General features: G+C 62.8%; 12 protein-coding genes. 7 read left to right on the top strand and 5 right to left on the bottom strand.

The features are described 5' to 3' along the window. Window positions 1–78: 78 nt before the first annotated feature. The gene (locus AC5ZFO_RS33950; protein ID WP_496123113.1) at window positions 79–753 is read right to left on the bottom strand and encodes a Crp/Fnr family transcriptional regulator; all 675 of its coding nucleotides are present in this window, start codon (window positions 751–753) and stop codon (window positions 79–81) included. A 337-nt stretch (window positions 754–1,090) separates the two neighbouring features. Between AC5ZFO_RS33950 and AC5ZFO_RS33945 the strand changes: the two genes are divergently transcribed. The 6 genes from AC5ZFO_RS33945 (at window position 1,091) to AC5ZFO_RS33920 (ending at window position 8,348) form a co-directional block, all read left to right on the top strand. Continuing rightward, a complete protein-coding gene (locus AC5ZFO_RS33945) occupies window positions 1,091–1,912 on the top strand; it encodes an ABC transporter ATP-binding protein (RefSeq protein WP_014493868.1) in 822 nt (273 codons plus the stop codon). Continuing rightward, window positions 1,909–3,840 carry a long-chain fatty acid--CoA ligase gene (locus AC5ZFO_RS33940; RefSeq protein ID WP_496123112.1) on the top strand — a complete coding sequence of 644 codons (1,932 nt, stop codon included), beginning with the start codon at window positions 1,909–1,911 and terminating at the stop codon, window positions 3,838–3,840. The genes AC5ZFO_RS33945 and AC5ZFO_RS33940 overlap by 4 nt, the downstream gene beginning before the upstream one ends. Before the next feature lie 223 nt (window positions 3,841–4,063). Then, window positions 4,064–4,957 (top strand): branched-chain amino acid ABC transporter permease, encoded by an 894-nt coding sequence (locus tag AC5ZFO_RS33935; protein ID WP_027545085.1) that lies wholly within the window; start codon window positions 4,064–4,066, stop codon window positions 4,955–4,957. A 3-nt stretch (window positions 4,958–4,960) separates the two neighbouring features. Then, entirely contained in the window at window positions 4,961–6,034 is a 1,074-nt protein-coding gene (locus tag AC5ZFO_RS33930; protein ID WP_496123111.1) for a branched-chain amino acid ABC transporter permease, read from the top strand. 46 nt (window positions 6,035–6,080) lie between these two features. Continuing rightward, complete coding sequence (locus AC5ZFO_RS33925; protein ID WP_496123110.1) at window positions 6,081–7,364, top strand: ABC transporter substrate-binding protein; 1,284 nt, start codon at window positions 6,081–6,083, stop codon at window positions 7,362–7,364. 144 nt (window positions 7,365–7,508) lie between these two features. Further along, the gene (locus AC5ZFO_RS33920; RefSeq protein WP_496123109.1) at window positions 7,509–8,348 is read left to right on the top strand and encodes an ABC transporter ATP-binding protein; all 840 of its coding nucleotides are present in this window, start codon (window positions 7,509–7,511) and stop codon (window positions 8,346–8,348) included. A 66-nt stretch (window positions 8,349–8,414) separates the two neighbouring features. Here the strand turns inward: AC5ZFO_RS33920 and AC5ZFO_RS33915 are convergent, their stop codons facing one another. Beyond that, on the bottom strand, window positions 8,415–9,566 hold the full coding sequence (locus tag AC5ZFO_RS33915; RefSeq protein WP_496123108.1) for an AGE family epimerase/isomerase: 1,152 nt from the start codon (window positions 9,564–9,566) through the stop codon (window positions 8,415–8,417). Window positions 9,567–9,652: 86 nt separating this feature from the next. Here AC5ZFO_RS33915 and AC5ZFO_RS33910 point away from each other — a divergent pair, with 86 nt between their 5' ends. Then, window positions 9,653–10,876: a phenylacetate--CoA ligase family protein gene (locus tag AC5ZFO_RS33910; protein WP_496123107.1), complete on the top strand. Its 1,224-nt coding sequence runs from the start codon at window positions 9,653–9,655 to the stop codon at window positions 10,874–10,876. A 23-nt stretch (window positions 10,877–10,899) separates the two neighbouring features. Here the strand turns inward: AC5ZFO_RS33910 and AC5ZFO_RS33905 are convergent, their stop codons facing one another. The 3 genes from AC5ZFO_RS33905 to AC5ZFO_RS33895 form a co-directional block, all read right to left on the bottom strand. Continuing rightward, complete coding sequence (locus AC5ZFO_RS33905; RefSeq protein WP_496123106.1) at window positions 10,900–11,094, bottom strand: hypothetical protein; 195 nt, start codon at window positions 11,092–11,094, stop codon at window positions 10,900–10,902. Window positions 11,095–11,630: 536 nt separating this feature from the next. Further along, window positions 11,631–12,167: a D-glycero-alpha-D-manno-heptose-1,7-bisphosphate 7-phosphatase gene (locus tag AC5ZFO_RS33900; protein WP_496123105.1), complete on the bottom strand. Its 537-nt coding sequence runs from the start codon at window positions 12,165–12,167 to the stop codon at window positions 11,631–11,633. 197 nt (window positions 12,168–12,364) lie between these two features. Beyond that, window positions 12,365–14,125, bottom strand: a complete 1,761-nt coding sequence (locus AC5ZFO_RS33895; protein ID WP_496123104.1) for an adenylate/guanylate cyclase domain-containing protein — start codon at window positions 14,123–14,125, stop codon at window positions 12,365–12,367. Window positions 14,126–14,361: the final 236 nt, after the last annotated feature.

Below are 14,361 nucleotides of genomic sequence, written 5' to 3'. Positions count from 1 at the left end.
GATGGCAGCATCCGACTACGTGCCAATCTTCCTCAAAAACCGCTTGCATCTGGCGGGGCGTCCACAGATGAGTACGCGCTAATCCCCGTAGCCACGCAGCCGCTCGACATCGAGAATGGTGACGCCGCCATATTCGAGCCGCAGCAGCCCCTCCTTCTCCAGCCGGTTCAGCGCGCGGTTGGCGTTCTGCCGGGACATGCCGGAGAGCGCCCCGATCTCCTCCTGGGTGATCTCCAGATGCGCGGTGGATTCGGGATAGAGGATCGGATTGAACAGCGAGGCGATGCTGCGCGCGAGGCGTGCGGTGGCATCCAGCGTGCGGTTGACCTCGAGCATGCCGATGAACTGGCCGAGCCGCTCGTTGAGCTGGCGCACCAGGAAGCGGTTGAAGCCGACGCTGTTCTCGAACAGCCACATGAAGGCGCTGCGTTCCATCAGCGCGACGCGGCTGTCGCGCAGCGCGACCACGTCGTAGCGGCGCGGCTCGTTCTTGAGCACGCTGCCCTCGCCGAACCAGGCTCCGGCCGTCAGCCCCGCAAGGCTCGTCTCCTTGCCGTCGCGCGAGACCCCGCCCATCCGTGCCAGGCCGCTCACCATGCCCGCCCAATAGCTGAACGTATCGCCGCGCATGAACACGGTCTCGCCGGTGCGGTAGGACCGTTCCGTGATTCCGGTACGGGCGACCTCGATCTCCGCGTCCGTGAGCTCGCGCGACCAGGCCGCGATCCGCTTCAGTTGATCCTCTGAAATCATGATGCCGAAGCCAGCCGCACCGTTCGCTACCCAATCTCTCTGTTGCACTGCAACACGATCGCTTCGACCACCATCCGACGAAAGATGAAGGCCACTCCCGCCCGAAAAAACTTTGTCGCAGAATTGTCAGGCCGGAGACATTTCAAAATAGCGCTTTCCCCTATTGAGGACCACCTTGGGCGATGCGGCTTTTGATCCCGATCGGGAGCAAGAGTGGCGCGGCGCCGGTCGAGACCAATAGCTGCATGGCCTCACCGGCACGGCCGTACTAGGATCGCCCGACAGGAACGGACGAAGAGCGCCGCTGAATGCGCCATCACCGGGAGGGATTTGTTTGGTGGCTACCAGTCTCGAAGTGCGCGGCGTGTCCTTGCGATTCGGCGGCGTCCGTGCGCTGACCGATGTCAGCTTTGCCATCAATGACGGCGAGCTGTTCTCGATCATCGGCCCCAACGGCGCCGGCAAGACTTCGATCGTGAATTGTATTTCCGGTCGCTACAAGCCGACCGAGGGCCAGCTGTTCTACCGGGGCCGCGACATCACAGGGCTGACGCCGAACGCGCGCCCCACGCTCGGCATCGGCCGCACCTTCCAGAATCTGGCCCTGTTCCACCACATGAGCGTGCTCGACAACATCATGGTCGGGCGCCATCACCTCCTGAAGAACAATTTCCTCACGGGATCGCTGTACTGGCTCACCGGCGCGCGCAAGGAAGAACTCGAGCACCGCCGCAAGGTCGAGGAGATCATCGACTTCCTCGATCTCCAGTCGGTGCGAAAGGCGCAAGCCGGCACCCTCTCCTACGGCCTGCGCAAACGCGTCGAGCTCGCCCGTGCCATGGCGCTGGAGCCGCGCCTCATTCTCCTCGACGAGCCGATGGCCGGCATGAACTTCGAGGAGAAGGAGGACATGGCCCGCTACATCGTCGACCTCAACGAGGAGTTCGGGATGACGGTGGTGATGATCGAGCACGACATGGGCGTGGTGATGGACATCTCCCACCGCGTCATGGTGCTCGATTTCGGCCGCAAGATCGCCGAGGGCGATCCGGCCGCCGTGCTCGCCGATCCCCACGTCAGGCGCGCCTATCTCGGCGAGGAGGACGAGGTGCTGGTCGATCCGGACGATGCTCCGCCGGCGCAGGAGAGTGCGGCATGATGGATTACGCGGGCCGCGTCGCGCAGGCCGACACCTATCCGAAGATGCTGCGGCTCAATGCCAGGGAGCACGGCAACGAGATCGCGTTGCGCGAAAAGGATCTCGGGCTCTGGCGCGTCTTCACCTGGAATGACTACCACACCCGCGTACGCGACTTTGCGCTCGGCCTCATCGAATTGGGCTTGGGGCGCGAGGACGTCATCGGCATCATCGGCGACAACCGGCCGGACTGGGTCGCGGCGGAAGTGGCGACCCACGCCATCGGTGGATTGAGCCTCGGCCTCTATCGCGACGTGCTGGACGAGGAAGCCTCCTACCTCCTCAACTATGGCGAGGCGCAGGTCGTTTTCGCCGAGGACGAAGAGCAGGTCGACAAGCTGCTCGTGCTTGCCGAGCGGGTCCCGCGGCTGAAGCACATCATCTATTCCGATCCGCGCGGCATGCGGAAATACGACGATCCCAGACTGATGTCGGCGGAAGCGTTCGCCGAACTCGGCCGCGGCCGCGCCACGCGTGAGCCGAAGCTCTACGATCGCCTCGTCGATGCCACCAAGGGCGAGGATGTCGCAATTCTCTGCACCACGTCGGGCACCACCTCGCACCCGAAGCTCGCCATGCTCGCCGCCGGCCGCGTGCTCGGCCATTGCGCGACCTATCTCGCCTTCGATCCGAAGGGGCCGGACGACGAATACGTCTCCGTGCTGCCGCTACCGTGGATCATGGAGCAGGTCTATGTGCTCGGCAAAGGCCTCTTGTGCCGGATGAAGATCAACTTCGTCGAAGAGCCTGATACGATGATGAACGATCTGCGCGAAATCGCGCCGACGTTCGTGCTGTTTGCGCCGCGCGTCTGGGAATCCATCGCCGCCGACGTCCGCGCCAAGGTGATGGACGCAACGCCTTTCAAGCAACGCCTGTTCGACGTCGGCATGAAAAGCGGCCTCGCCGCGCTCGCAGACGGCAAACGTTCGAGCTTTGCCGACGCAATCCTGTTCCGTGCGCTCCGCGATCGTCTCGGCTTTACCCGTCTGCGTTCAGCCGCGACCGGCGGCGCAGCGCTCGGCCCTGATACCTTCAAGTTCTTCCAGGCCATGGGCGTGCCGCTGCGCACGCTCTACGGCCAGACCGAACTGTTAGGGGCCTACACGCTGCATCCCGAGGGCAAGGTCGACCCCGACACGACAGGCGTGCCGATGGCCGACAGCGTGGAGATCCGCATCGACAATGCCGACGTCCACGGCGTCGGCGAGATCGTGGTGCGGCATCCCAACATGTTCCTCGGCTACTACAAGAACCCCGAGGCGAGCGTCGCCGACATCAAGGACGGCTGGATGCTGTCCGGTGACGCCGGCTACTTCAACGCGAACCGCCAGCTCGTCGTCATCGACCGCATCAAGGACCTGGCCGAGACCTCGCGCGGCGAGCGCTTCTCGCCGCAGTTCATCGAGAACAAGCTGAAGTTCTCGCCCTATATCGCCGAAGCCGTGGTGTTAGGGGCCGGCCGCGACACGCTCGCGGCGATGATCTGCATCCGTTACTCCATCATCTCGAAATGGGCGGAGAAGAGCCGCCTCTCGTTCACGACCTACAGCGACCTAGCTTCACGGCCGGAGGTCTACGCGCTACTCAAGAAGGAAGTCGAGACCGTCAACGCCACATTGCCGCCGGCGCAACGCATCTCGCGCTTCCTGCTGCTCTACAAGGAGCTGGACGCCGACGACGGCGAGCTCACCCGCACCCGAAAGGTGCGCCGCAGCGTCATCAACGAGAAATACGAAGGCATCATCAACGCGATCTACCGCGGCGACGCCGACATCCCCGTCGACACCGTGATCCGCTTCCAGGACGGCACCACGCAGCGCGTGCGAACGACGCTGCGCGTGGTGGATCTGGGCGGGCATGGGCATATGGCGGAGGCCGCGGAGTGAGCCTGCTTCGAACCGAGACCGCGATGCCGGCCGATGCGCCCTCTCCCCTTGAGGGAGAGGGCATCTCCGCCGTTCGCCACCCCCTCCCTCGGGTGAGGGGTCCTCTCTCCGCACCGTCGCTGCCGAGAGAACCCCTCACCCGGCTTCGCTTCGCGAAGCCACCCTCTCCCGCAGGGGGAGAGGGCGTACCGTCATCGCTTCTGCATTTTGCGCGGACATCGACATGAACACCGCCTTCCTCATCCAGCTCCTGGTCAACGGCCTCGTGGTCGGCACGCTCTATGGCGTGGTCGCGATGTCGTTCGTGCTGATCTACAAGGCGACGCAGGTCGTCAACTTCGCGCAAGGCGAACTGCTGCTGGTCGGCGCCTGGGTGTGCTGGGCGCTGCTTGCGAAGTACCAGGTGCCGTTCTGGATCGGCATGCCGATGACGCTGGTGTTCATGTTCGTATTCGGCATCGCGATCCAGGTGCTGATCCTGAGACCGATGATCGGTGAACCCATCATCTCGGTGATCATGGTGACGATCGGCCTCTCGACCGTGCTCCAGGCCACGCTGAAATGGATGTTCGGCGTCAACCCGCAACCGTTCCCGCGCGTGTTCGAGAGCCAGTCGGTCAGCCTGTTCGGGCTTCAGATCCAGACCGTCTATGTCATGAGCCTGGTGGTCTCGGTCGCGATGATGATCGGCATGGCCTGGTTCTTCCGCGCCTCCAAGTACGGCCTCGCCATGCGCGCCACCGCGTTCAACCAGCAGGTCGCGCAATCGCTCGGCATCTCCGTCAAGAGCGTGTTCGCGATGGCCTGGGCGATCTCCGCGACGGTGTCGGCGGTCGCGGGCGTGGTGGTCGCCGTCGTCAACGGCGTGTCCTCAGGCCTCGCCGCCTACGGCATCAAGGTGTTCCCGGCGGCGATCCTCGGCGGGCTCGATTCCGTCGGCGGCGCCGTGCTCGGCGGCATCATCATCGGCTTGCTCGAGAACATCGCACAGTATGTCGACAGCGAGTATCTGCACTGGGGCAATCTCTACGAGATCGCACCGTTCTACGTCCTCATCATCGTGCTGATGATCAAGCCCTACGGCCTGTTCGGCACCCACGACATCGAGCGGATCTGATCCATGGCCGGCCCTGCCCTCATCCCTGCTGGTGATTTCCGCACCTCCTACGCGGCGGACACCACGATCTTCCCGACGACGACCAGCCGCAACTTTGCGATCATCGGCGTGCTGTTGCTCTGCCTCGTGCCGCAATTCCTTGGCGGGTACTGGCTCAGCATCCTGATCCAGATCGGCATCTTCTCGATCGCGGCGCTCGGCCTCAACATCCTGGTCGGCTTCACCGGCCAGATCTCGATCGGTCATGCCGCCTTTTTCCTGCTTGGCGCCTTCACCTCGGCCTACATCTCCAACAAGGCGGCGATCCCGGTGTTCTTCGCGATCCCGCTCGCGGGCGTCGTCACCGCGCTGGTCGGGCTGATCTTCGGCATCCCGGCGGCGCGACTGAAGGGGCTCTACCTCGTCATCGCGACGCTGGCGGCGCAATACATCCTGCTCGACTTCTTCTCCCGCGCGGAGTGGTTCACCGGCGGCTCGGTGCCGGCCAGCGCCAATCCGTTCTCGATCTTCGGCTTCACCTTGCGCGGCGACAAGCAGTATTTCTACGTCGTGCTGGCCTATGTGCTGGCGAGCTACGTCCTCGTCACCAATCTGATGCGCACGCGCGACGGCCGCGCATTGGTGGCGATCCGCGACCATTATCTCTCCGCCGAGATCATGGGCATCAACCTCACCAAATACCGCACGCTGTCGTTCGGCCTCGCCGCCTTCTTCGCCGGCATCGCCGGCGCGCTCTATGCGCATTACCAACTCGTGGTCTCGCAGGAGGGTTTCGGCATCGAGCGCTCGATCCTGTTCCTCGCCATGATCATCATCGGCGGCACCGGCTCGATCATGGGCACGCTGATGGGCACCGCTTTCGTGGTGCTGCTGCCGGAGGCGATGGAATTCATCAGCCACTATCTCAAGGGCGGCGCAATCGACAAGGCACTGTCGCTCAACACCAACATCACCTTCCTGCGCGAGATCGCAATCGGGGTGATCATCATCGCGTTCCTGATGTTCGAGCCGGACGGGCTCGCGCATCGCTGGCGGCAGATCAAGGCCTACTGGAAACTCTACCCGTTCTCGCATTGAGCGCGGGCAACTCTCTAACCAACGAAAAAACAGGAGGAGGCAACCAATGAAGACAAAATCCCTTTTGAGCACTGCATCGCTCGCGCTGGTAATCGCCGCATTCTCGGCCGGCGCGCAGGCGCAGATCGCGATCGGCCATCTCGCCGATTATTCCGGCGGCACCTCCGACGTCGGCACGCCCTACGGCCAGGCCGTCGCCGACACTTTCGCCTGGGTCAACAAGAACGGCGGCGTCGGCGGCAAGCAGCTCAATGTCGATACCAACGACTACGGCTACCAGGTGCCGCGCGCGATCGCGCTCTACAAGAAATGGTCGGCGCCGGACTCCAAGGTCGCCGCGATCATGGGCTGGGGCACCGCGGACACCGAAGCGCTGACCGGCTTCCTCGCCCAGGACAAGATCCCCGACCTCTCCGGCTCCTATGCAGCAGCCCTCACCGATCCCGAAGGCGTCAGCGGCAAGGCCAAGCCCGCGCCCTACAATTTCTTCTACGGCCCGAGCTATTCGGACTCGCTGCGCGCGATGCTGATGTGGGCGGCCGAGGACTGGAAGGCCAAGGGCAAGGCCGGCAAGCCGAAGTTCGTGCACATGGGCGCCAACCACCCCTATCCGAACGCGCCGAAGGCCGCAGGCGAGGCCATGGCGCAGGAGCTCGGCTTCGAGGTGCTGCCGCCGCTGGTGTTCGCGCTCGCCCCGGGTGACTACAGCGCGCAGTGCCTGAGCCTGAAATCCTCGGGCGCCAACTACGCTTATCTCGGCAACACCGCCGCTTCCAACATCTCGGTGATGAAGGCCTGCAAGACCGCCGGCGTCGAGATCCAGTTCCTCGGCAATGTCTGGGGCATGGACGAGAACGCCGCCAAGACCGCCGGCGATGCCGCCAACGGCGTGATCTTCCCGCTGCGCACCGCTGTGAGCTGGGGCGGCGATGCGCCCGGCATGAAGACGGTGATGGAGATCTCGAAGATGTCCGACCCCACCGGCAAGGTCTATCGCCCGGTGCATTACGTCGCGGCGGTCTGCTCGGCGCTCTACATGAAGGAAGCGCTCGACTGGGCCGTCAAGAACGGCGGCGCCACCGGCGACAACGTCGCCAAGGGCTTCTACCAGAAGAAGGACTGGGTGCCGGCTGGCATGGAAGGCGTCTGCAATGCCTCGACCTGGACCGACAAGGACCACCGCGGCACGCTGAAGGTCGACCTCTATCGCACCAAGATCTCGGGCGCGACCGACGGCGACCTCAACGACCTCATGGCCAAGGGCACGATCAAGCTCGAGAAGGTCAAGACCGTCGAGCTGCCGCGCAAGCCGGAACTGCTGGGGTGGTGAGCGCCACCATCGTCCCACACACAACTGTCATCCCCCGCGAAGGCGGGGGATCCAGCACGCCGCGGCTTCTCCGTGAATCTCAGGCGTCTCTGGAATACTGGGTCACCCGCCTTCGCGGGTGACGACAGCGGAGAATGAAGACGCATGTCCCAAACCATTGAAGCAACCCGCCCCACTCCCACCGCCGTGGCGCCCGCCGCGCTCCTCAGCGTCCGCAACATCGAGGTCGTCTATGACGACGTCATCCTTGTGCTGCGCGGCCTCAGCCTCGACGTGCCCAAGGGCGCGATCGTGGCGTTGTTGGGCGCCAACGGCGCCGGCAAGTCGACGACGCTGAAGGCGATCTCGGGGCTGCTCAAGACCGAGGACGGCGAGGTCACGCGTGGCGAGATCCTGTTCGAGGGCTCCGCCATCGCCGGCATCGATCCCGACAAGATCGTGCGTCGCGGCATCTTCCAGGTGATGGAGGGCCGTCGCATCGTCGCCGACATGACGTCGCTCGAAAACCTCAAGCTCGGCGCCTTCACCCGCAGGGATCGCGAGGTCGATGCCGATCTCGACATGGTGTTCAACTATTTCCCACGCCTGAAGGAGCGCACCGGCCTTGCCGGCTATCTCTCCGGCGGCGAGCAGCAGATGCTTGCGATCGGCCGCGCGCTGATGGCGCGCCCGAAGATGATCCTGATGGACGAGCCTTCGATGGGCCTGTCGCCGCTGCTGGTGAAAGAGGTGTTCTCGATCATCCAGAAGATCAACCGCGACCTCGGCGTCACCATCCTGCTGGTCGAGCAGAACGCCCGCGCCGCGCTGTCCGTGGCAAGCCACGGCTACATCATGGAGCAGGGCAAGGTCGTGCTCGACGGCACCGCGGACGAGCTGCGCGACAATGAGGACGTCAAGGAGTTCTACCTCGGCGGCGCCGGCGATCAGCGCAAGAGCTTCAAGAACCTCAAGAGTTTCAAGCGGCGCAAACGGTGGCTTTAGGCATAGCGTTTTCGAGCGAAGTGGGAACCGGTTTGCGTGAAGAAAACGCGTCAAAGAAACAGAGTCTCAGCTCAGCACCTGCTCCGCTTCCGTGACTGCGCAGAGAACATGATAGAACGACGACGCAGGAATGGTGTCGACCAGCGATTTGCCGTCGCGATCGAACTGGTCGTACCAGCCGCCCTTCACGGGATGGCTGAGATAATGCCGTTCGAGCCGCACCAGCGCCGCGCGCGCCTCGTCGGCCGCGCCGGCCTCGCCGGACTCGGCCTGCGCAATCCACGCCTTCGCCATCTCGGTCTGTGGCCACAGCCGGCGCGTGCTGCGACGGATGTTGCCGCTGGCATCGCCCTCGTCGACCAGACACCCCGTGGCCTCGTCGCGATAGCGCAACGCGGTCGCGAGCAGCTCGGCGCGGCGCTGGCCGGTCGGGCAGCCCGTGATGCGTTCAAACCCCTTCAGCAGCCAGACCCATTCGGCCTGATGGCCCGGCTCGACGCTGACCGGCTCGATCTTCGACCAGTCCTCCTCGAAATACTCCGTCAGGATGCGCTTCTGCTTGTCGTAGAGGTTGGCGAGGAACAGCGCGAAGAACTCGCCGGCGCGATTCTGGAACGACAGATCGTGGGTCGCATCGAAGCATGCGATCATCGCCTCGAACAGATGCATGTGCGGGTTCTGCCGGCGCGGCAGCGAGACCGGCAAGCTTTCATGCACGCCGCCATGCGGCGAACGCAGATCGCCGTCGACGAAGGCGAGCAGCGCGTCGATCTCGGCGCGAATTTGCGCATCCTGGTCGAGCCCGTAGACGGCCGCGAGCGCAAACAGGATGAAGGCGTGGTCGTAGGCATCGCGCCGGCCGTCCAGCACGGCGCCGTCCGGCGTCAGCCGGTGCACATAGCCGGGCCGGCCGTCGGGCGCCTTCGCTTTGCTGAGCAGATGCTCCAGTCCCTTCAGTGCGATGGCGCGCCCCTCAGGATACCAGCCCATCTGCGCCGCCTTGGCGTAGCACCAGATCTGGCGCGCCTGCACGAACACGCGCCGCGGCGCGGCCGCGTCGGCCGTGCCGTCAAGCTGCAGCCGGTCGATGAAACCGCCTGCCGCATCGTCCCAGCCGACGGACGACCACAGCGGCAGCGCCTCGTCGATCATGCGGCGCTTCAGGCGCGCGACGACGTCCGCCGCCTCGTCCGCCGCAATGATGCCTTCGTCCGCCATCGCGTCCTCTCCACGCCTCGACCTTGGCCGTCTGATACCCATGCCGGCGGCGGCGTGCAACGGATGCCAACCCGGAAAGACCAGCCATGACCTCCCATTACGACGCCCGCGAGACGCGTGAACCGGCCGTGCGCGAGGCGGAGCTGTTCTCCCGCCTGCCGGACGTCCTGCGCGGCGCGATAGCCGCGTCCGCCTACGCCGAGCGGCTGAAGGGCATAGATTCGGCCGCCGTGACCTCCAGGGCGGCGCTGGCGGGCCTGCCGGTGCTGCGCAAGTCGGAGCTGCCGGCCCTGCACAAGGCCTCAGCGCCCTTCGGCGGCTTCGTGCCGACAGCCCCGGGATCGTTCGCCCGCCTGTTCACCTCTCCCGGTCCGATCTTCGAGCCTGAAGGGCGGCAGGCCGATCCCTGGCGCGGTGCGCGGGCGCTGTTCGCGGCCGGGTTCCGCCCCGATGACATCGTGCTCAACACCTTCAGCTACCACCTCACCCCCGGCGGCTTCATCTTCGACGCCTCGGCGCGCGCGCTCGGCTGCGCCGTGATCCCGGCCGGGCCTGGCAACACCGAGCAGCAGTTCGAGCTGATCGAGGCCTACCGTCCTGTCGGCTACAGCGGCACGCCCGACTTCCTGAAGATATTGCTCGATGCCGCAGCAAGCTCGGGGCGCGACGTCTCATCGATCAAGCGCGCGCTGGTCTCGGGTGCGGCCTTCCCGCCCTCGCTCCAGGCTGAAATCAAGGCACGCGGTATCGACGCCTACCAGGCCTTCGGCACCGCCGACCTCGGCCTCATTGCCTTCGAGACCGAGGCGCGTGAGGGCATGGTCGTGAACGAGGATCTGATCATGGAGATCGTCAAACCCGGCACCGGCGATCCCGTCGCGCCGGGCGACGTCGGCGAGATCGTGGTGACCTCGCTCGATCCGCACCATCCCTGGATTCGTCTCGCGCTCGGCGACCTCACGGCAGCGCTGCCGGGCCCGAGCAAATGCGGCCGCACCAACATGCGCATCAAGGGCTGGATGGGCCGCGCCGACCAGACCACCAAGGTCAAGGGCATGTTCGTCCGCCCCGAGCAGGTCGCCGAGATCGGCAAACGCCATGCCGCGCTCGGCCGCCTGCGCCTCGTCGTCATGCGCCAGGGCGAGGCCGATGCCATGACGCTGCGCGCGGAAACTGCGGCCGCGAGCGACGCCCTGCGCGAGGAAATTGCAGGCACCTTGCGCGCGGTGACGAAACTCGGCGGCAATGTCGAGCTGGTCAGCCCGGGCGCGCTGCCGAACGACGGCAAGGTGATCGCGGACGAGCGGTAGAACCTGAAAGTCCACTTCCCTACTTACAGGGAATTCTGCAGGGAAAGCCCAGCGCTTGAGCCGCGCTCGGCGTCAATCACGCAGAGAAGCGGCCTGAAAACAAGGTGTTTCAGCACTGAAGAGTCAGAGCGGATCAGGGCATTCTGGGCCGCGGACAGCGCAAACATTTGCAGACCGACCGGGTCCTCGTCCAGCCCGGACTGCTGCACGAGCAGCAAATCGGGGGATGACCTCGATCGCGCGAAGCCGCGTGCGATCAGCGAGCTCGAACAGCAGCGACGAAAAGATGGTGGCTTTGGAGACGTGATCAAATTGTGCCCCCGCGCGCCGCAGAGAGGTCAACCCCCGAGAACAAGCAAAACCGGCCAAAGCTTCGCAAGTAGCCACAGCATAAGCGCGAAACCAGCCCAGATGCCCATCAACGTCAAGGCGGCTCGTGGATTCCTGAAGATGATCATGCTCCAACGTACCATCATGGGAGCCGCTCGGACAGAGCAGATGAGTTGAGAGCCACTGGCGACACCCGGGATCGGCTCCAGACCCCCGAGAACAGACCGGCTGAGAGGAGTTCTGGGAAAGAGGCGGCTGGAGGTACACAGCCGGGCGCCCGAGGCCGACCTGAACCGCCGACTGTTGCTGCGGAAGATCACGACCTCGCTACAGCGTAGCCATCGCTAGGGCCGATCGCATCCCCTCGGTCAACGAGAAAAAAATCTTGCTGAGAGGACGTGGCGGCCCCTGGTTATTCCTGCCGCTATTCGCTCTTTTTCGTTGTGAGATGAGAATGGCATCGCTTTGCCAGCAGCGGGGTAATGAAGGATTGGAGGTTTGCCCCATCAAACATATAGGCCTTAATACCGGCCGCTTTCGCAGCATCAAGATCGCTCTGCTTGTCACCTATCATGAAGCTATCGCTCACGCTCACCGGATACCGTGTGAGCAGAGCTTTGATCATTCCAGGTTGGGGCTTGCGGCAGCCACAGACGACCCGGTACTGCGCTATCCGACCATCGGGATGATGTGGGCAAAATTCATACGCATCGATATGAGCCCCGACTATGGCGAACTCACGCGACATCCATTGGTGCAAGACCAGAACATCCCGCTCCTCGTAAAACCCTCTCGCAATCCCTGATTGGTTCGTCACGACGAACGCGAAATATCCGGCGTCATTGACTGCTTTGACGGCCTGCCGGGCTCCTTCTACCCACCGGACCCTGTTCGGGTCAAAAGTATAGCCATCATCCTCATTGAGGACACCGTCGCGATCAAAAAAGACTGCGGGACGCATACGACTGACTGGCTCAACTTGCACCGAACGTACCCGACATCTTCCGACAATCACCACTTGATTTCAATACATCGCGCGCGCAGGCAGGATCTGGCTTTGCCAAGCGCTCGCGCGGCGTCCTGGTCTTGCCCCTTAACCGACCTGGTGACTGCGTCTATTTGGCATCGAGCCTGAAGGCGTTCGCAAAGATCCCACCACTACTCATCCAAACCCGCGAGCTTGAGAGCTTCAATGTAATTTTCGAGATCACACGGTCGAAGTTGGATCATTCTCGCCATAAGAGAGCTAGAGCCGTGAGGATCGATTTTGCGGGCATGGAGCAAGGCTATCTTGGCCGGTTCAATCATGCCCAACTTGGCCAACGAAGCAGCCTTGATCCGCAAGGCCGGCGCCCAAGTTGGACGTACAGCCAACGCTCGTTCAGAGTGTTTGACGGCTTCCGCGTAATCATTCAGCACAAATTGCGCCAAAGCGTAAGATCCAAGATAGGCATATCCGGCGGGATCGCGAGGATTCAATCGGATCCCTCGCCCGATTGCCTTGACGGCTTCTGGTGCATTCCCAGCCGCGAGCTTAGCTAGCCCGATGGCGTACCAACTGAACGGAGAATTGGAGTTCAGCGCGATCGATCTTTCGGCTAGTTCGGTGCTTCTCGCGAGTTCATGACCGAGACATACCTGCACAAGCGCCGATAGACTTAGCGCTTCAGCGTCGTCACTTCCTCGCAACGTGGCTTGCTCGCAATGCTCGACGCATTCCCGCGCATTTTCGGCGATATTCTGGATACAACCTAATGTGCGTCTAAGCAGTAGTGTCGCACCACCATAGCCCCAAGCGACTGCACACGCGGGATCTAGCTCGATCGTGCGCCGAAAGTGAACAAGCGCTTGCGCCGTGCTCTCCGGCGTGTGCTCATAGAAGCAGCCGAGTCCGCGAACCAGACAGTCATATGCGGTGAGGTCGGTCGTTGTTCTCCGTCTTTGCCGCTTTATCTCTGAGGCACGCACCTCGCCATCGAGCGCGCCCACTACTCGCTCAGTGATCGTGTCTTGCAGGTCGAAAACGTCCTCCGCAACACCATCAAAACGGTCCGCCCACACGTGAGCACCTGTTTCCGTATCATTGAGCTGGCCTGTGATCCGAACCTTTCTCCCCCACGTGCGAACACTGCCTTCAAGGGCATAGCGGACGCCGAGTTCTCGACCAACTTGCTGTATGTTGGGTGAGCGTCCCTTGTAGGCGAAGCTCGAATGACGCGCGATCACCACCAACATTGGATTATGCGAAAGGGCCGTAATAATGTCTTCAACCAGACCATCTGCGAAGTAGTCTTGCTCCGCATCGCCCGTTAGATTTTCAAAAGGAAGGACAGCGATAGAGGGACGCCCACGATCGGTACTGACGGACCAAAGTCGACCAGACACGCCTTGGCCTTCTTGCGTCAAGACCTGGTAGGTTCGAATAGGTCGATCGATATTCTTCAGCTGCTTGAAACCAAGGTCGACGAATTGGAACGGTACCTTGCCGTCTACAACGTCATATAGAGGACCTGATATGAGAACTGTGCCGGCTTGCGCCATGGCCTCGATACGAGCAGCAATGTTGACCCCATCGCCGAGTATATCGTTCCCCTGAACTACAACATCTCCCAAATGAACGCCCATTCGAAATCGAACCTGCCGATCCGCAGGGACATGTTCATTTTCAGCAGCGAGCCTCGTTTGCGCTAAGACTGCACAGCTGACTGCATCGGCCGCACTCTGAAAGTCGGCGATGACGCTGTCACCCGCCGTGTTTGCTATGCGGCCCCTATGATCTTGTATCAACGAGTCAAATATCGAACGGTGGCGGGTAAGCGCTTCAATCGTTGCCGGCTCATCGGCAGCCATTAATCGACTGTAGCCGGCAACATCGGCTGCAAGGATTGCTGTGAGCTTCCGATCAGCCGTTGGTGCCAAGGATAACTCCTCGTACAAAAAAAATCGGCTTGGGTCCTATTACAGAGCTTTAGCATGGTGGGGCGGCACATTGTAGATGGATTTATCTGCCCCGGCTCAGAAAACGGCTTCATTTCATCGGAGGCTCACGTTACCAGCCTGGCAATGCAAAGATACTTGGAGCGAGATGTGAAAACTGCGAAGAACCAGCAACTCCGAGGCGGTTGAGGCCTCGCTCGTTCGCGAGCCGAGTTGGC

This window comes from Bradyrhizobium sp. Unk1 (assembly GCF_059512345.1).
Note: the sequence above shows the minus strand (reverse complement) of the source record. Positions and strands in the feature narration are given on the sequence as shown.

Excerpts from the sequence above, each read along its gene's own strand:
- AC5ZFO_RS33950 (WP_496123113.1), bottom strand. The coding sequence starts at position 753 with ATGATTTCAGAGGATCAACTGAAGCGGATCGCGGCCTGGTCGCGCGAG.
- AC5ZFO_RS33940 (WP_496123112.1), top strand. The coding sequence starts at position 1,909 with ATGATGGATTACGCGGGCCGCGTCGCGCAGGCCGACACCTATCCGAAG.
- AC5ZFO_RS33935 (WP_027545085.1), top strand. The coding sequence starts at position 4,064 with ATGAACACCGCCTTCCTCATCCAGCTCCTGGTCAACGGCCTCGTGGTC.
- AC5ZFO_RS33930 (WP_496123111.1), top strand. The coding sequence starts at position 4,961 with ATGGCCGGCCCTGCCCTCATCCCTGCTGGTGATTTCCGCACCTCCTAC.
- AC5ZFO_RS33925 (WP_496123110.1), top strand. The coding sequence starts at position 6,081 with ATGAAGACAAAATCCCTTTTGAGCACTGCATCGCTCGCGCTGGTAATC.
- AC5ZFO_RS33920 (WP_496123109.1), top strand. The coding sequence starts at position 7,509 with ATGTCCCAAACCATTGAAGCAACCCGCCCCACTCCCACCGCCGTGGCG.
- AC5ZFO_RS33915 (WP_496123108.1), bottom strand. The coding sequence starts at position 9,566 with ATGGCGGACGAAGGCATCATTGCGGCGGACGAGGCGGCGGACGTCGTC.
- AC5ZFO_RS33910 (WP_496123107.1), top strand. The coding sequence starts at position 9,653 with ATGACCTCCCATTACGACGCCCGCGAGACGCGTGAACCGGCCGTGCGC.
- AC5ZFO_RS33900 (WP_496123105.1), bottom strand. The coding sequence starts at position 12,167 with ATGCGTCCCGCAGTCTTTTTTGATCGCGACGGTGTCCTCAATGAGGAT.